Here is a 17,453-nt window from a genome sequence, read left to right as displayed (position 1 = left end):
GTACTAAAAAGCATAAAAATAGTAAAAACACGTCAAAAAGCGAATAAAAAAAGTAAATAGCAATAAATGTAATGCTTTTAGATAAATACCTAATACAGCAGAATAGTGGAGAATCATTTTTTAAAAAGAATTCCTTTAACTGCTTTCTTCATATCACTCGAAGAGATAATTTTTTTTGCACGACTTCCCTGTTTACTCAGAAGCTGTTCAATAGCTTTAGGGAATGCTAGATTACTCTTCTTTTTAAGTGCTTGTAGTGCTATGAAACCTGATTCAAAGGCTGCAGGGTCATGAAGGCCAATCAAGACGGATTGTGGGAACTTGTAAGGACTGGCTGTTGAAATAACGACTGTGGGTATTGTTGAATCAGAATGTCTTTCTTCATAAATTTTGGCAACGTAAGAAGCGACAGCTGTATGGGGGTCAATAACTGAACCATCAAGTTTATATATCCGAGAAATTTCACTTGCTGTCTGATCTTCATCAGCAAAAGCAGCAAAAAAATCTGATAATGAATTTTTTATTTCCGAGGAAATAGTGTATTTTCCATGCTCATTTAATTGTGCCATTAATTCAGTTGTGGCCTGCACATCTTCATTGTTAATATAGAAAAGAAGTCGTTCGAGATTGCTTGATACCAATATATCCATTGAAGGTGAAGACGTTACATAAAAAGGTCTATTTCTATCGTATACCCCTTCATTGAAAAATTCTGTTAAAACATTATTTTTATTAGATGCGCAGAGAAGTTTGTTAATAGGTAATCCCATTTTTTTTGCATAGTAACCAGCCAAAATGTCACCAAAGTTCCCAGTTGGCACGCTAAAGTTAATAGCAGAACCCAAGGTGATTTTTTGTTGTTTAACCATTTGTGCATAAGCATAAAAGTAATAAACGACTTGGGGAAATAGACGACCAATATTGATTGAGTTGGCAGAAGAAAATTGATAATTGTTATCTGCTAATTCACGTGAAAGCTCTTCATTGTTAAGCAATTTTTTAACATTTGTCTGCGCAACATCAAAGTTGCCGTCAACAGCAAAGATAAAAGTGTTCTTTCCTTTTTGAGTTAACATCTGCTGTTCTTGAATAAAGCTGACACCATCTTTAGGGTAAAAAACGATGATTTTTGTACCATCAACATCCGCGAAGCCTTCCATTGCTGCTTTACCAGTATCACCTGAAGTTGCGGTTAAAATTACAATCTTGTTTTGTAAGTGATTTTTTTGGGCTGCCGTTGTCATTAAGTGAGGTAGAAGCTGCAATGCAATGTCTTTGAAAGCAATTGTTGGTCCATGGAATAATTCGAGATATCCAGTTTCACCATGAAATGATAATGGTGCAATAAGATTTGTGTCAAAAGTATCTCCATATGCATGCTCTATACATTTTCGTAATTCATTTTCGGAAAAGTCAGTGTAAAACAATTTAAGAATACGAAATGCTAGTTCTTTATACGAAAAACCAGGAAGTTCAGATAAGTCAAAGTCGATTTTGGGGATACTTGTTGGTACATATAAGCCACCATCTGCGCTTAGTCCTTTTAGTATTGCTTCAGATGCAGAAATAGTATTTGCTTTTAAATCCCTTGTGCTACGATATTGTAAGGACATGGACTGTTCGCTCCTTTTTAGTTGTTAGAAGTTTCTCATTTATATATGAAGAATACCATAAATAGATAACTGATAACAGTATATAGATAAAGCAATTCAAAAAGTAAATGGGATAAAACCTTGTAAAGAAAACTTAATTTTGATTATTTATGCTAAATATTAGATTTTTATGATAGAATAGTTGCAATAAACAAAGTGGAGGATACGATATGCAAGTTGTTAATATTGGTGTTTTAGGATTAGGGACAGTCGGAAGCGGTGTTGTCAGATTGTTAAGGGATCATGAGCACAAAATATCTAGTATCACTGGTAGGAAACTTGTAGTTAAAACGGTGGTTGTGCATAACCTTGAGAAAAAACGAGATGTTGATTTAACTGGGATCAAGGTTACTAATGATGTCAAAGAGCTGATTAATGATAGTGAAATTAATATTGTCGTTGAAGTTATGGGAACAGTTACGACAGCAAAAAAATACATTGAATTGTTATTAAAGGCCGGGAAACACATTATTACAGCTAATAAAGATTTGATTGCAACGTATGGGTCAGAATTGACAGAACTTGCTGACAAAAATAAATGTGATTTATTTTATGAAGCGAGTGTTGCAGGTGGGATTCCAATCTTAAGAACGATTGTTAATTCCTTTGCTGCCGACCGAATTATAGAGGTAAAAGGGATTGTAAATGGTACTACAAATTATATTTTAACAAAAATGAGTCAAAATAATATGTCATTTGCAGATGCTTTGAAATCAGCACAAGAACTTGGATTCGCAGAACCAGACCCGACGAACGATATTGAAGGGATAGATGCCGCGTATAAGATGATTATTTTGACGCAATTTGCTTTTGGAATCAATATTGCTTTAGACGATATTGAGGTCAAGGGTATAAATGGAATTGACTTGGAAGATATCAAGCAAGCGAAAAGCTTGGGGTATAACATTAAGTTGCTTGGGATTGCTAAGTTGATTAATGATCGTATTAGTGTTGCTGTGGGGCCAGTTCTGGTTCCTGAGACACAGCCATTATCAGCTGTACAGAATGAAAATAATGCAGTTTTAGTTACAGGGGCAGCTGTAGGAGAAACAATGTTCTATGGACCTGGTGCGGGAGAATTACCAACAGCTAATAGTGTATTAAGTGACATAATTGCTGTGACAAAAGATATCGTTTTGGAGACGACAGGAAATCGTTTCAATGATTTCTCGCGCGAAGGTAAACAAGCTTTGCCTGATGAAGTTAAGTATCCGTATTATATCTCATTAAAAGTCAAGGATCGTTTAGGACAAATGCTAAAGATTACTGAGGTTATGACTGAACTTAATGCAAGTTTTCATTTAATTATTCAAAGTGAATATGATGAGGTTAATGCGCGTGTAGTTATGACAACGCATCAAATGTCAGAGCAGCAGATTAAAGAGATTATTGAGGGTATTGATAATTTAGAAGAAATAGAAGTTATTGCTTCGTACAGAATTCTAGCAGAATAATTTTAAGCAAAGGTTGGAAAGATAAATGCAATTTGAATTTAGAGTGCCAGCAACAAGTGCAAATCTTGGACCAGGATTTGATTCCATTGGGGTGGCAGTCAACCTTTATCTCACAGTCAAAGTTTTAGGAGAAAGCTCAACTTGGATTGTAGAGCATGATATGGGGAAAGTCTACCATGATGAACGCAATCTGATTATTAGTACTGCATTAAAGGTTGCTCCTACAATCAGACCGCATAGAGTGGCTGTAAGCTCGGATATACCATTAGCACGTGGTCTTGGAAGTAGTTCTTCTGCAATAGTAGCCGGGATTGAAATTGCTGACAAAATTGGTAATTTAAAGCTAACAAAGCAACAAAAATTAGAGATTGCAACCAAACTTGAGGGCCATCCTGACAACGTTGCTCCAGCTATTTTTGGAAATCTAGTTGTGTCATCATATAATGGAAATAATGTGACAAGTGTGGTTGCCAACTTGCCTGAACTAAGATTTGTTGCGTATGTGCCAAATGCAACTTTATTGACAAAGGAAAGCCGAGGGGTACTTCCCAACTCTCTTCCTTTTAAGGTGGCAATTGAAGGAAGCGGCGTGGGAAATACATTAGTTGCAGCATTGATGAACGGGGAGTTAGATAAGGCTGGGAAAATGATTGAAGCTGATAGGTTTCATGAACATTACCGTGAGAAGCTGGTTCCATATTTAAAGGAAATCAGAGAGTTAGCTCATCCACTGGGAGTATATGGTACATATTTGAGTGGAGCGGGACCAACAGTCATGATGCTTGTTCATGAAAAGATAGCTGCAATGGTAGCAAAGGAATTATCAAAGAAGTTTACAGCTGGAAAATTTCTTGTTATGGAAGTGGATAATGTAGGCTGTAAAATAGAGTGACTAAAATAGATATGAGTGATCCTAGAATTGACTTGCTGTTTTGTAAGCCAATGATTCTGGGATTTTTTTATAGTCTTAGTGAAATAGTACATTTATGCTTTTTAAAGTTAATTTTTATAAAATTGCGTATATTCTGTGGTAGTATTATACTGTGTATTGTGTATATTTTACCTTACTATGGTAAAATAAAATTTGCATTTTGTATTATATAGAGGAGAAATTAATGACTCGCGAAATAGGGTATAAGGGTCAAAATAAGACTTATTTATTTTTCAAACGTATCATGGACATTCTCATTTCGATTGTGGCTTTGATTGCGATGATTCCAATATTTATGATGATGGTAATCATATATAGCTTTGGAAAGAATAAGGGCCCATTGTTTTATAAACAGGAACGTGTAGGAAAAAATAAAAAGAAGTTTTACATTTATAAGTTCAGGTCAATGGTTGTAGGCGCAGCAGAAGTATTGGAGAACGATACAGAATTATATAGATTGTATGTTGCCAATAGCTATAAATTACCACCAGACAAAGATCCGCGAATAACAAGACTAGGTCATTTCTTGAGGAAAACGTCGATTGATGAGCTACCGCAATTCATTAATATATTCAAAGGTGATATGAGCCTAATTGGACCGCGACCGATCATTGAAGAAGAATTAAAAGAATACGGTGATAGGGTGGATAAATTTTTATCTGTTACTCCAGGAGCGATGGGTTACTGGCAAGCCTCTGGAAGAAGTAATATTGAATACCCTGAAAGATGTGAGTATGAGCTTTACTATGTAGATCATGCTTGTCTTTTATTTGACTTGAAAATTTTGTTAAAAAATATTGTTGCGATTTTTAAGGCGGATGGTGCGTTTTAAGTGGAGAGAAAGTAGGACTTAATGAAAACTGAGATTTATGTGGTTAGTCACAAAAATGTGAAAATGCCAGATGAGAATGTGTATGTGCCTGTACAGGTAGGCAAAAATCCTGAAAATTTTAAGGGTTTTGAAAGAGACAATACAGGTGTGAATATTTCCGCAAAAAATCCTAACTATTGTGAGTTAACTGTTCAATATTGGGCATGGAAAAATAGAGTTGCTGATGTGAAAGGCTTAGTGCATTATCGTAGATACTTTTCTGATGGAAGAAAGGCATTCTTCAAGACACCCGCAGAAAAGTTTAACGAGATTCTTAAAAGTGATAAAATTGCGAGTCTACTGCAAGAAAATGATGCCATTTTACCGCACAAAAGAAACTATTATATTGAAACATCCTGGTCTCATTATGCGCATGCACATCATATAGAAGGACTTGAGCTTGCCAAAGATGTTATAGGTGAACGATATCCTGATTATATTCCTTCTTTCGAAGCAGTAGTTGATAGAAGAGCTGTTCATATGTTTAATATGGTAATTGCAAAGAGTGAAGTATTTGATAATTATACAGAATGGCTTTTTGAGATACTGCCAGAAGTAGAAAAAAGAGTTAATATATCAGAGTATTCTGATTATGAAAAAAGAATTTTTGGGTTTATCAGTGAGATTTTACTAGATGTTTGGTTTGAGAAGAATCAAATAAAATATACTGAGCTACCTGTTCTTTTTATTGGAAAACAAAATTGGTTCCGAAAAGTTAGTTTGTTTTTCTTGAGAAAAATGGGATTGAGTAAAAAGTCTGTGTAATTTATTAGGCTAACTGTATTTTTTAGTAATTTATAAAGTAACATTGGAGGGAAAAAATGACTAAGTATTTAATAGTTGGAGCAGGATTATTTGGAGCAACATTTGCGTATGAAGCTGCAAAAAAAGGGCATGAAGTTAAGGTAATTGAAAGACGTAACCATATTGCGGGTAATATTTTTACCAAAGAAGTGGATGGTATTCAAGTTCATCAATATGGGGCACATATTTTTCATACATCAAACAAAAAGATCTGGGATTATGTAAATCAATTTGCGGACTTCAATCGTTATACAAATAGTCCAGTAGCAAACTACCATGGTGAAATTTATAACTTACCATTTAATATGAATACATTCAATAAACTCTGGGGTGTTGTAACACCAGAAGATGCGCAAGCAAAGATTAATGAACAAAAATCAATTTTAAACGGTAAACGTCCTGAAAATTTAGAAGAGCAAGCAATTTCTTTAGTAGGTACGGATATTTATGAAAAATTGATTAAGGGCTATACGGAAAAGCAATGGGGACACTCAACAAAAGATTTGCCAGCATTTATTATTCGTAGATTACCAGTTAGGCTGACATATGATAACAATTATTTTAATGATGACTACCAAGGAATTCCTATTGGAGGCTACACACAGATAGTTGAAAAGATGCTTGCTAGTGATTTGATTACTGTTGAGACAGGGATTGATTTCTTTGATAAGAAAGATGAATACTTGAAAGAATTTGATAGGGTTATATTCACAGGCATGATTGATGAATACTTCAACTATTCATTAGGAGAGCTAGAATACCGTAGTCTGAAGTTTGAGACAGAGGAATTGGATGTTGATAATTACCAGGGAAATGCAGTTGTGAATTATACTGATGCTGAAACACCTTTCACAAGAATTATTGAACATAAACATTTTGAGTTTGGCAAAGGTGATAAAAATAAGACTGTCGTTACACGTGAATATCCGAGAAGTTGGAAGCGTGGAGATGAACCCTATTATCCGGTTAATAATACGGAGAATAATACATTGTATAAGCAGTACAAAGAACTAGCAGATCAAAAAGCTAAGAATGTTTTGTTTGGTGGTCGGTTAGGGCAGTATCGTTACTATGATATGGACCAAGTTATAAGTGCGGCATTAAACGTTGTAAAAATGGAAGTAGGAAACTAAACTTAGTTTTTTATTGCTTGAGCTTTGGACTTTGAATAATAAAAAACTTCAATAATGGGGTTAGCTTGAAAATGATAAATAATATAGAAAAAGAACCTGTGATAGCTCCGTTGAACAATAAAGTATTAAATTTACCAGAATTGATTTATTTATCAATGTTTGCAGTATATATCATAGCAAGTACAATTAGTGGAACGATGTTCATTTGGGCTACTTCTGTTAGTGAGTACACCTATTTAATAAGTGAGTTAACAATATTAGGAGTTCTCATAAAAATTCTATTATTTGACAAGTGGGATTTAAAGGGTATATGTGTGATTCTGCTATCGGGTTTGGTATTATGGCAGATTTGTACAACTTCTGGTGAATATTTATTTTTTTATTACTATGTGTTTATTGTTGGAGCAAAGGATGTAGATTTTAAAAAAATAATAAAGGTTTTTTTATGTACGGTTATCATGGTACTTATTGTAACAATAATTGCTGCATTATCTGGCTTTATTGTTAATGTAACAATTGGTAGGTCTCTTGAAGCAACTGTCCGATATTCTTTGGGAACTGTTTATCCAACTGATTTAGCTGCAAGATGTTTTTATATACTGCTTTCCTATGCTGCTTTGAGAAAATTTAAGTTTAGTATTCCTGAGTATATAGCTACAGTTGCTTTCTCAGTCATGATTTATGCTCTCACGGATACACGGTTAGACTTTTTACTGATGCTGATGGTTATCTTAGTTGCTGTATTCAAAGACTTTATTTTTAATATTATTAAGAGAGTAAAGGTAACAGTTGCGGCAGCTACTGTTTTTGTAGTAATTTTTCTCAATATAGTATTAGCTTATCTCTATGAGCCTTCAATTCGCATTTTTCAATTAGCGAATAAGCTTTTGTCTGGCAGATTAACATATGGGCATGAAGCTTTTAAAAATTATAATGTGACATTTTTAGGGCAACTTGTTTATCAAAATGGTAATGGTGGAGTACATAATCAACCTTTTGATTACTTTTATATAGATGTTTCATTTATTCGAGTACTGATGATGGAAGGAATACTGGCATTCTTTGTTTTGTTGGCTGTAATCTATTTCTCATATCGTAAATTTTATAATGAAAACAATTTTATTTTAATTGTGTGGTTGGTGCTTGCAATACTTAGCTCATTAATTGATCAACATTTGTATGAGTTATCTTTTAATATTGTATTTTTAGGATTATTTGCAGATTTAAGTTATTGGCGAAAAGAAAATACACAGTGAAGTTTGTAAAAAAAGTATGATATTCATTGCTGAACTGCTTAATTATTTGAGACATGTTGTCCGCTTATGGCCTGACTATTAAGGATATCGGGTATCTATATCTTATCGATGCACAATTGATTTTTGCCGTAGTAGTGAGGCAGCAGACAATAAAATATATAGGGGTAAAGGAAAGTAAAAAATGAAGCGAATTCCAAAAGTTAGTGTTTTGAGCTAACTTTTGGAATTCGCTTTTTATAAACGGTTGATGTAGCTATTCATGATTATTATTACAAATCAACTTTATAATTATTCAGGTAGTTTTATTATTCTTTTTTGATAAAGATTAGGTACCAGTCACCTAGATACTGTCGATGGCGTGGATAACAGTCCCAATAGAAGCTTAGTATAATTCCAGTTAAAACATTTTGATAATTATAGAAGTTATACCTAGTATCCAACCACTTATCATTTCGCTTAAGGACAGAACTTTGATGTGTTATATCAGTAATAACGTCGTCTCTAATGAATTTTTTCAGAGTATTCTGAAAACTTTGGGCAGTTTTGATCCATTTTTTCTTTTCACCAATAGTTTTAAGGTCATGACTCTCTTGAGCAAACGCACTTGCAGTATGCTTACGCCAATTAATTAAGGTATCAGTATAAGTATATAAGCTATTAGTAAAAAGAGCTAAGCGCCACAATAATGCATCATGAGGGTATTCAGGTTTCCAATACTTTTTACTTAATTCAGCCAAATTTCTTCTTATGCAATGTGTGCATCCTGGGCTTTTTACTAAGAGATAATTATTGGTAAGAAGAATCTTTTTAAGCTTTTTTTCATTTTTCCAAGGGCCTATGGCAGTATGCCCGTTATCGTAAAACTCTTTATAGTTAGATGTCAGCAGACTTATCTCAGAATGATCCTCCATTATGCGTTTCATAATACTCAGTTTGTCTTGCCGCCAAATATCATCTTGATCACAAGTGAAAATAAGATCACCGGAACTTTTCCAAATACTGTCCATAAAGTTTTTACGCCAACCTAAATTTTTTTCGTTAACGTAAATATTCCAACTAGTTAATTGATATCTTGCAATGTAGTTGTTAACTAGTTCAACAGTTTTATCCGTTGAGCAATCATCTACAATAATCACTTCATCAGCCAAAACTGTTTGATTTTTTAACGAATCCAATTGATCCAATATGAATTTTTCACCATTATAGGTTGATATTACAATTGAAATTTTCATTTTTTAACTTTCTTTATTTAATATTTTAGTTGTTTTTAAAACTTCATAGAACTTCCATGCATGTTTGTAAATAGGTATTCCAAAACATAGAAAAAGATAAGCAATTCTGTCTCTCTTAGGGGTTTTAGGATCATTTAAAACTTCTTGTTTGTGAAGCTTTAAAAATTTTAGAATCTCTTTAATTTGACCTGGGACACGAGATTCAGAGTCCGATAAGATCTGATTTAATGTACTAAAACGTGAATAAACTTGGCGACGAAGAGTGGCGTTTGCCAATTCTGGATATTTTGAACTTATGTAATTTGCCATTTTGTCAGTCATCGGAATTAATTCTAGTTTCTTGCTATTGAAACCGGACGTAACTATTGATCCTTCACGAATAACATAGAAGTATTTAGCGTAAAATCCACAGCATACAGTATCGCATAAATCAAATAGTTGGTAAGTTGTCGCAATATCTTCAAAAAGCATTCCTTCAGGAAATTTAACAGTGTCATATAATTCGCGAGCCCCCAACTTTGCGTAGGCACACGTATCAACTAAATCTTGGTAGCACATTTTTTCAATACATTCTTTACCTGTAAGTACAGCTTCTTGATCATTTCCATTATTTCTTTGAGTGTTTGTCTTTATAAAAACATTCATTAATGAACAAATTGCTAATTTTGACTGAAAATTATTTTTTCGAAGAAGATCTAGTAAATAAGAAACATAGTCCTTTGAAACATAATCGTCTGAATCAATAAAAGTTATATATGATCCCTTTGAATTTGAAATACCATTATTTCTTGCATTTGATAGCCCACCATTTTTTTGATGAATTACTCTTATTCTAGAATCTTTTGACTCATATTCAGTTAAGATTTCTGCTGAATCGTCAGTTGATCCGTCATTAATAAAAACTATCTCGATATTTTGGTAAGTTTGATTAATAATGGAATCAATACAATGTCGGAGGTATGGTGCAACATTGTATACTGGAACAATAACGCTTATTAAAGGTGAAGTTGGCATAATAATCTCCATAATATATTTTATAATAGGAAAAAACAGGTTGTTCAAAAATAGTCTCTGTTTTTTAAAACAAACTATAAAAATTAGTTTGCTATCCCTGATCGTCTTAGGCTATTATATCTATTTGACCTCTTTTTTTCAATATGAAGACAGTTTGATGCAGAATTCAAGAGTACATTAAAAATACTGCCCCCAAAAAAGTATATAGTTGAAAGCTAGAGTAAAGCACAAAATTTAATCCAAAAAATGACACTCTTATCAATGGTGATAGGAATGGCAGCCCCAGTAAAAAAACTCCGTATGCTTAAACATACGGAGAAAAGGTTGTGTGATTTAAAAGAATCACTTCACTTACTATATAGGGGGAGTAAATGAAAAGTTGTTTTTATATCAGGTTACAAGTGCAATGTTATGCTTGAAATGTGAAGAAAGTGTGAAGAAAGGCTTTAAAAAGATTTAAGGGATGGCAATTTGTAACAGAGATAATTTTTGGCATGTATATTTTGTTAGCAGGGGTGAATATTTTATGGTAAGAGAAGACGAGAAGAAATTTGATATAACTTGGCCTGTGCATAAGCTAAGCTGCGAACAAAAAGAAATTGAAAGGGAAGCTTTGGACTTTGCAAAGAGTAAGCTTGATAAAGGGCAGAAGGCTATATTTGTGATTGAAGGCCAAGCGGGAACGGGTAAAAGTGTATTAGTTACAGCTTTGTTTAATGAAATTCAAGCGGCTTGTAAGGATAAAGATTCAATTTTTGGTGGAACCAAGAACTATGTACTGGTTAACCATCCTGAAATGTTGAAGTTCTATAAAAGGATAGCCGGAGAATCTTCGATTTTATTAAAAAAGAATTTTGAGCGCCCAACATCTTTTATCAATAAGATTCAAAAGAGTGCTGAAAAGGCTGACGTTGTGATTGTTGATGAGGCACATTTGTTATTAACTAAAAAAGATGCATATAATCATTTTTACCAGGAGAACCAACTGCAAGAAATTCTAAAGAATGCAAAGATAGTTATATTGATATTCGATAATAAACAAGTATTGAAAGCTAAAAGCTATTGGTCAAAGCAAAAGTTAGCTGCAATTTTAGGTGAAGACAATGTCAAAATCAGACACTTGCAAAAACAGTTCAGAATAGAAGCAAATTCTGATGTGCAGGATTGGATCAATGGTTTTTGCAATAAAAAAATCTGTTGTTTGCCAGAAAAGCAAAAATTTGATTTTCGTATAATGAATGATAGCAAGCAAATGTATGAATTGATAAAAGAGCACGAGGTAACCGCAGGACTTAGCAGATTGTTAGCGACATATGATTTTCCCTATCGCTTAGATGGAAATGATTATTTTGTAAAAGCAGGAACTCTAAGCTTACGTTGGGATAGGAGCAAACCACAAGAATCTTTGGCATGGGCTGAAAGAACAGATACGATTGATGAAGTTGGTTCGGTTTATACGATTCAGGGATTTGATTTGAATTATGCAGGTGTAATACTTGGGCCTAGCTTGGGTTACGATGAACAATTAAGCAAGTTAGTTGTTCGCTCAGAGCTTTATGAAGATCAAGCTGCTTTTAACGGGTTAAAACACCTGAATACAAATATTAAGGCAGTTAAAGAACGCCTAATATTGAATGCTTTAAATGTTTTATTAACGCGTGCAAGAAAGGGTCTCTATATCTATGCTGTAGATAAGAATCTACAAAAAAAACTATTACAAGGTTAGAGAATATGGTATTATACCTAGGCAATTTTAATTTTATTTAACGAGGAAGTGTAGTATCAATGCAGACAGATGTGTCTCAAAAGAACCACTACATACCATGGCAAGTTCTAGCTTTAATGAGTTTTGTTACCGTTATCGGATTTGACGACTTAATATATAATTTCAAAAATCAAGGAATGGGTGTAATAACTTCCTGGATTTTGATGTTAGTTTTATATGTTATCCCATATTCATTGATGGTAGGACAACTAGGTTCAATCTTTAACGAGGAAGGCGGTGGACTTAGTTCTTGGATTAGGGGGACAAATGGTGAATTTTTGGGATATTTTACAGCATGGACATATTGGGCAGCTTCAATTCCATATGTTGTTGATACGGCAAATTCAGTAGTCGTTGGTCTAGGTTGGGCAGTTACTGGGGACGGAAAATTTCAAGATTCGATGTCCAATGAGCAGTTTGCTTTGTGGACTTTAATAATTTTTGTAGTATTTATTTTAGTACAGTCTAAATTCAAAAAATCCCTTGAATTACTGAGCTCCATAGGCGGGATTGCAATGTTTGGTATGACAGTATTATTTGTGATAATGGCGGTTGCATCGTTGGGGATGGGAGGCCATATTGAAACACAACCCATGAATTTAGGAGCAATTATTCCGAAATTTGATTTAAAATATCTAACAACGATTGGATTATTAATCTATGCTGTCAATGGTTGCGAATTAATTGCACCATTTGTAACGAAAATGAAGAAACCGGCCAGTGAGTTTCCAAAATCAATGCTTTTATTAGTAGGAATGACAGCATTTTTAACAATTTTTGGCTCGTTTTCATTAGGGATATTTTTTAATGCACATCATTTACCAAAGGATTTGAAGATGAATGGATCCTATTATGCTTTTCAAGCACTCGGTGAACAGTACCATGTGGGCAACTTATTTATGTATCTCTTTGCATGGACTGAGGTCATCTACTTGGCAGCACTTCTTGCTGTGCTTTTAGATGCTATGACAAGAATGCTAATTTCGGATACAGGAACTCGGTTTATGCCTAAAGTATTACGAAAGACAAACAAGAATGGGCTTCCGATAAATGGATATATCTTGACTTGTATATTATCGGGTCTTATTTTGCTGTTGGGAATATTTTTGCCCGATATGAATGATATTTTTAACTGGTTACTGAATTTAAATGGTATTATTTCGCCAGGCGTAACTTGTTGGATTTTTTATGCCTTTATGCGGGTGCGGAGAAATAGTGCACAGTACCCATCAACCTATGTATTTATCAAAAATGATAAACTTGCATGGTTGATTGGATTTTGGGCTCTAGCAGTCACTGTGATTGCAACGGTATTTGGAATATTTCCACAAGATGTTGCGTTCATGGGAGATACATGGTGGTATGAATTGATGATAAATATTATTGCAATAGTTGTACTGATAGGATTGGGTGCAATCTTACCGATATTAACAAAATACGAAAAAAGGAGATAGTTATTTACTAATACATTAATGACTGTTATTAGTGCTATCCTAATAGGTTATTTGTAGAACAATTTTTTAGAAAGTAGTCCTATAATAATTATGTTTATTGGAAAAGAGATAAGGATATGAAGAAAAAGGAAAGTCTGGTCTTAGGCTCATTAATTACATTGGGAATAGTTTATGGTGATATTGGAACTTCACCGTTATATGTTATGAATGCTTTAATTGGGGATGCAGGAGATCGCAATAATTTGTCACCCGAATACATTATTGGTAGTCTGTCATTAATTTTTTGGACACTAATGATAGTTACAACCATCAAATATGTTTTGATAGCACTAAGAGCCTCTAATAAAGGTGAAGGTGGGATTTTCGCATTATATGCTTTAGTGAAAAAGCAGACGAAATGGTTGATTATCCCTGCAATAGTTGGGGGAGCTGCAATCTTGGCTGATGGGACATTAACTCCTGCTGTGACCGTAACTAGTGCGGTAGAAGGATTAAAAGGAATAAAAATTGGGAAAGATATTTTGATTGGTAATCAGGATCAGGTTATCTTTGTAACAATTGTTATTTTATTATTTTTGTTTTTGATTCAGCGGTTTGGAACCAATTTCATAGGAAAAGCCTTTGGACCGATAATGGTTATTTGGTTTTCTTTTTTAGCAGTATTTGGAATACTAAATATGACGAGTGAATGGGTAGTATTAAGGGCGCTTTCCCCATTTTATGGTTTTACCTTTTTATTTTCCAAAGCCAATCCGGTTGGAATATTTATTCTTGGCAGTATCTTCCTCGCAACTACTGGTGCAGAGGCTTTGTATTCGGACATGGGACATGTGGGGAGAAAAAATATATACATTACATGGCCATTTGTTTTTATTGCTCTAATCTTGAATTATTTTGGACAGGGTGCGTGGTTAATTCAGCATAGTAGATTAGGTAATTTACCAGCTAAGTCAATTAATCCTTTTTTTGATATGCTACCCGCCAATCTCAGGGTGGGAGTGGTTATTCTTGCAACTTTTGCTGCAATTATTGCTTCCCAAGCATTAATTACAGGATCATTCACCTTAGTTGAGGAGGCTATTGGACTCAAAATTTTGCCGCGACTTCGTGTGATTCACCCTAGTTTATCTAGGGGCCAAATTTATATTTTTCCTGTCAATTGGATGCTAGCGGGGTGTACAACCATCATCGTTCTCTATTTTAGGAGTTCGGAACATATGGAAGCTGCATATGGATTGGCAATTACTGTTACTATGCTAATGACAACTATTTTATTGTACCAATTTATTAAATCGAGGATGTCACATATTTTTGCCATTTTGATTACTTGTATATTTTTAACAATTGAGACTATTTTCTTTATTGCTAGTATTGTCAAATTCATGCATGGTGGTTTTGTATCGGTCATCATAACATTGATTATTTTGCTAATAATGATTGTTTGGTTTTATGGTAATCGTGTTCAAAATAATCTTATGGATGAATCGGAGACTGTTTCTTTATTAGATTACCGCGCACAGCTCATTGAGTTATCAAATGATGACAGTATTCCGTTCTTCATGAGTAACCTAGTGATGCTTGCTAAAGTTGCAAAGAATTATTCAATCAAGCGTGAGATACTGTATTCGATATTGGATAAGCAACCAAAAAGAGCAAAAGTATATTGGTTTGTGACTGTAAATACCACGAACGAGCCATACACGAGTTATTATACCGTTGATATGATGGGAACGAGAAATATTGTGAATTTACAGCTATTTTTAGGTTTCAAGGCAAACCATAGCGTCAATCTTTATTTGAGACAGGTAGTTCAGGAATTAATGGATGATGATATTATAGATGAACAGCCGCAAAAATATACAACATTAAATAAAAGAATTGTTGGCGACTTTTGTTTCGTGTTGATTCAAGAACTGTTGTCGCCCAATTCACAAATTGGGGCTTGGCGCAGATTCTTAATAACAGGCCGAATTTTTTTGCAGAATCATAGTACGACACCACTTCAATGGTTTGGTCTAGAATTTAGCGATGTCAGAATTGAAAAAGTTCCGTTATTTTTAAAGAGGAGAAGGATTCCTGTTCTTAGACAAGATGTAGTTTTTAATCCAAAGAAAAATAAATAATTGACTTTTAATTTATAAGGTGTTTTAATGTAAAATAAATAAAACAAAGGAAGGATCTATTAAATGTGTATTCATACGAAGCGCTTAAATTCATATTATTATGGCTTTGCCTACTTTAAGTAGCGTTCGTGTTTCGCGGCACGGACGGGACGTCCGTGTCTGGGTGCGCAAGGTCATTTTTTGCCGGCTAGACTTGTAGTAGTCTAATTGGTAATATGACTGATTCCTTGTTGAATAATCGGTTAAAACCAGTTAGATGAAAAATCTAGCTGGTTTTTTATTTTATTATAAAGGAGGAATAATATGGAAACGAGCAAACGAAAAAGACTAACATTGGGGTTATATCTGAACTATTTTGTTCATGGAATTGGGTTGATAATTTTGGCTCAAAATATGCTGGAGCTTGGGAAATTATGGGGTCAGCCCTTAGCAGTTGTTTCATATGTTATTTCTGGTGTTGGAATCGGTCGGCTAGCTGCGTATTTATTATTGGGTAGTCTAGCAGACCGGTACGGAAGAAAGAGTTTTATTTACATTGGAATTGGTAGTTATTTTATTTTCTTTATCGGAATGTTGTTAGTTAAAGATTTTGTTGCCGCATATTTGCTGGCGATTCTAGCAGGTATTGCAAATTCAGCACTTGATTCAGGGACATACCCTGTTTTTCTTGAAATGGGAACCAACAATGGGGCTTCAAATATTTTGATTAAGGCTTTTATGTCAGCAGGCGAATTTATTTTACCGTTAGTTGTTTCTTTCTTGGAGGTTAACAAGCTGTGGTTTGGCTGGTCATTTGTACTTGCAGTTATTATTTTAGTTTTAAATGCGATAATCCTATTCCCAGTAAAATTTCCAGAAAAAAATCTTAATCAGGAAGTTCAACAGCAATTATTTGCTCATCTTCCAGCTTGGCGCAGAAAAGGATTAGCAGTTTTGCTTTCCCTTTACGGATATAGTTCGATGGCTTTGATGATAGTATACACACAATGGATTAGTTTATATGCAGAAAAACAGCTGCATTTTAGTAATTTGCAGGCACATTTACTGCTCTCATTGTATAGTATAGGTTCAATAATCGGTGTCATTATTGTCTTCTTGCTATTGCGCAAACATCTTGCTGAAACTGTACTCTTAATTTCATTGAATTGCTTGAGCTTAATAAGTCTGTTAGTGGTTAATTTTACTAATAATAGCTTATTAGTTAGTATTGCTTCACTAGTATTCGGAATGAGTGCTGCAGGCGGTATTATGCAGACAGGGTTAAATCTATTTCTAAAACTATTTTCAAAACATAAAGGCTTAATTACTGGAATTTTCTTTACTTTTGGCAGTTTAGCATCCTTTTCAATTCCATTAATTACTGGATGGTTGTCAAAGAATACCATCAGAGCAGTCTTGGAATTTGACTTGCTGATGGCTCTGATTGGACTTTTACTTTCTGTGGGGGTGCGAATAGTTCTAGGGTCTGAAATGAATCTTGAGCAAACTAGGAAGAAAATTACGTTAATTGATTACTGGGTAGTCCGCTTGCTTGAGTATCGTTTTAAACAAGTTAAGTTGGTTGGTAGAATAAAAGTTTTAAAGCAACAAGTAGTTCTAGATGAAAAACGTGAAGAAGCAGTGCTTAGCAAAATTTCAGCGCAGAGTTCTAATGAGAGGTTAACGCCATACTTGCAAGATGTTTATCGGCATATTATGAAAAATTCACGAACATATGAGGCAGAAAATCTAAAAAAAGATGATCTAATAAATTAGAGGAGGATT

13 protein-coding genes are annotated in these 17,453 nt (G+C 34.1%); 10 read left to right on the top strand and 3 right to left on the bottom strand.

Annotated elements, in window-relative coordinates:
- Window positions 1–113: 113 nt before the first annotated feature.
- Window positions 114–1,613, bottom strand: a complete 1,500-nt coding sequence (gene thrC, locus ABF682_RS00125; protein ID WP_415618621.1) for a threonine synthase — start codon at window positions 1,611–1,613, stop codon at window positions 114–116.
- A gap of 209 nt (window positions 1,614–1,822) precedes the next feature.
- Between thrC and ABF682_RS00120 the strand changes: the two genes are divergently transcribed.
- The 6 genes from ABF682_RS00120 to ABF682_RS00095 all read left to right on the top strand — a co-directional run bounded on the left by ABF682_RS00120 (window position 1,823) and on the right by ABF682_RS00095 (window position 8,101).
- Window positions 1,823–3,106: a homoserine dehydrogenase gene (locus ABF682_RS00120; protein WP_289978998.1), complete on the top strand. Its 1,284-nt coding sequence runs from the start codon at window positions 1,823–1,825 to the stop codon at window positions 3,104–3,106.
- A gap of 25 nt (window positions 3,107–3,131) precedes the next feature.
- Window positions 3,132–3,998: a homoserine kinase gene (gene thrB, locus ABF682_RS00115; protein ID WP_415618620.1), complete on the top strand. Its 867-nt coding sequence runs from the start codon at window positions 3,132–3,134 to the stop codon at window positions 3,996–3,998.
- Between the two features lie 223 nt (window positions 3,999–4,221).
- Window positions 4,222–4,869, top strand: a complete 648-nt coding sequence (locus ABF682_RS00110) for a sugar transferase (protein WP_289979001.1) — start codon at window positions 4,222–4,224, stop codon at window positions 4,867–4,869.
- Window positions 4,870–4,890: 21 nt separating this feature from the next.
- Window positions 4,891–5,673, top strand: a complete 783-nt coding sequence (locus ABF682_RS00105) for a DUF4422 domain-containing protein (RefSeq protein ID WP_289979004.1) — start codon at window positions 4,891–4,893, stop codon at window positions 5,671–5,673.
- A 56-nt stretch (window positions 5,674–5,729) separates the two neighbouring features.
- Window positions 5,730–6,845 carry a UDP-galactopyranose mutase gene (glf, locus tag ABF682_RS00100; RefSeq protein WP_289979006.1) on the top strand — a complete coding sequence of 372 codons (1,116 nt, stop codon included), beginning with the start codon at window positions 5,730–5,732 and terminating at the stop codon, window positions 6,843–6,845.
- Window positions 6,846–6,916: 71 nt separating this feature from the next.
- A complete protein-coding gene (locus tag ABF682_RS00095) occupies window positions 6,917–8,101 on the top strand; it encodes a hypothetical protein (protein WP_415618619.1) in 1,185 nt (394 codons plus the stop codon).
- Between the two features lie 305 nt (window positions 8,102–8,406).
- Here ABF682_RS00095 and ABF682_RS00090 read toward each other — a convergent pair whose 3' ends face one another.
- Together ABF682_RS00090 and ABF682_RS00085 are read right to left on the bottom strand one after the other, a co-directional pair.
- Window positions 8,407–9,333 (bottom strand): glycosyltransferase, encoded by a 927-nt coding sequence (locus ABF682_RS00090; protein WP_415618618.1) that lies wholly within the window; start codon window positions 9,331–9,333, stop codon window positions 8,407–8,409.
- A 3-nt stretch (window positions 9,334–9,336) separates the two neighbouring features.
- Window positions 9,337–10,347, bottom strand: a complete 1,011-nt coding sequence (locus ABF682_RS00085; protein ID WP_289979013.1) for a glycosyltransferase family 2 protein — start codon at window positions 10,345–10,347, stop codon at window positions 9,337–9,339.
- 526 nt (window positions 10,348–10,873) lie between these two features.
- On the opposite strand from ABF682_RS00085, the gene ABF682_RS00080 reads away from it, so the two are divergent.
- From ABF682_RS00080 to ABF682_RS00065, 4 genes are all read left to right on the top strand, one after another.
- Window positions 10,874–12,073 carry a DUF2075 domain-containing protein gene (locus tag ABF682_RS00080; protein ID WP_415618617.1) on the top strand — a complete coding sequence of 400 codons (1,200 nt, stop codon included), beginning with the start codon at window positions 10,874–10,876 and terminating at the stop codon, window positions 12,071–12,073.
- Between the two features lie 59 nt (window positions 12,074–12,132).
- Entirely contained in the window at window positions 12,133–13,566 is a 1,434-nt protein-coding gene (locus ABF682_RS00075; protein ID WP_415618616.1) for an APC family permease, read from the top strand.
- Between the two features lie 116 nt (window positions 13,567–13,682).
- Window positions 13,683–15,689 carry a KUP/HAK/KT family potassium transporter gene (locus ABF682_RS00070; protein ID WP_415618615.1) on the top strand — a complete coding sequence of 669 codons (2,007 nt, stop codon included), beginning with the start codon at window positions 13,683–13,685 and terminating at the stop codon, window positions 15,687–15,689.
- A 303-nt stretch (window positions 15,690–15,992) separates the two neighbouring features.
- A complete protein-coding gene (locus tag ABF682_RS00065) occupies window positions 15,993–17,444 on the top strand; it encodes an MFS transporter (protein ID WP_415618614.1) in 1,452 nt (483 codons plus the stop codon).
- The last annotated feature ends 9 nt before the right edge of the window (window positions 17,445–17,453 follow it).

This window comes from Liquorilactobacillus sp. (genome assembly GCF_047719775.1).
Lineage (GTDB): Bacteria > Bacillota > Bacilli > Lactobacillales > Lactobacillaceae > Liquorilactobacillus.
This window is presented reverse-complemented; position numbering and strand designations above follow the sequence as displayed.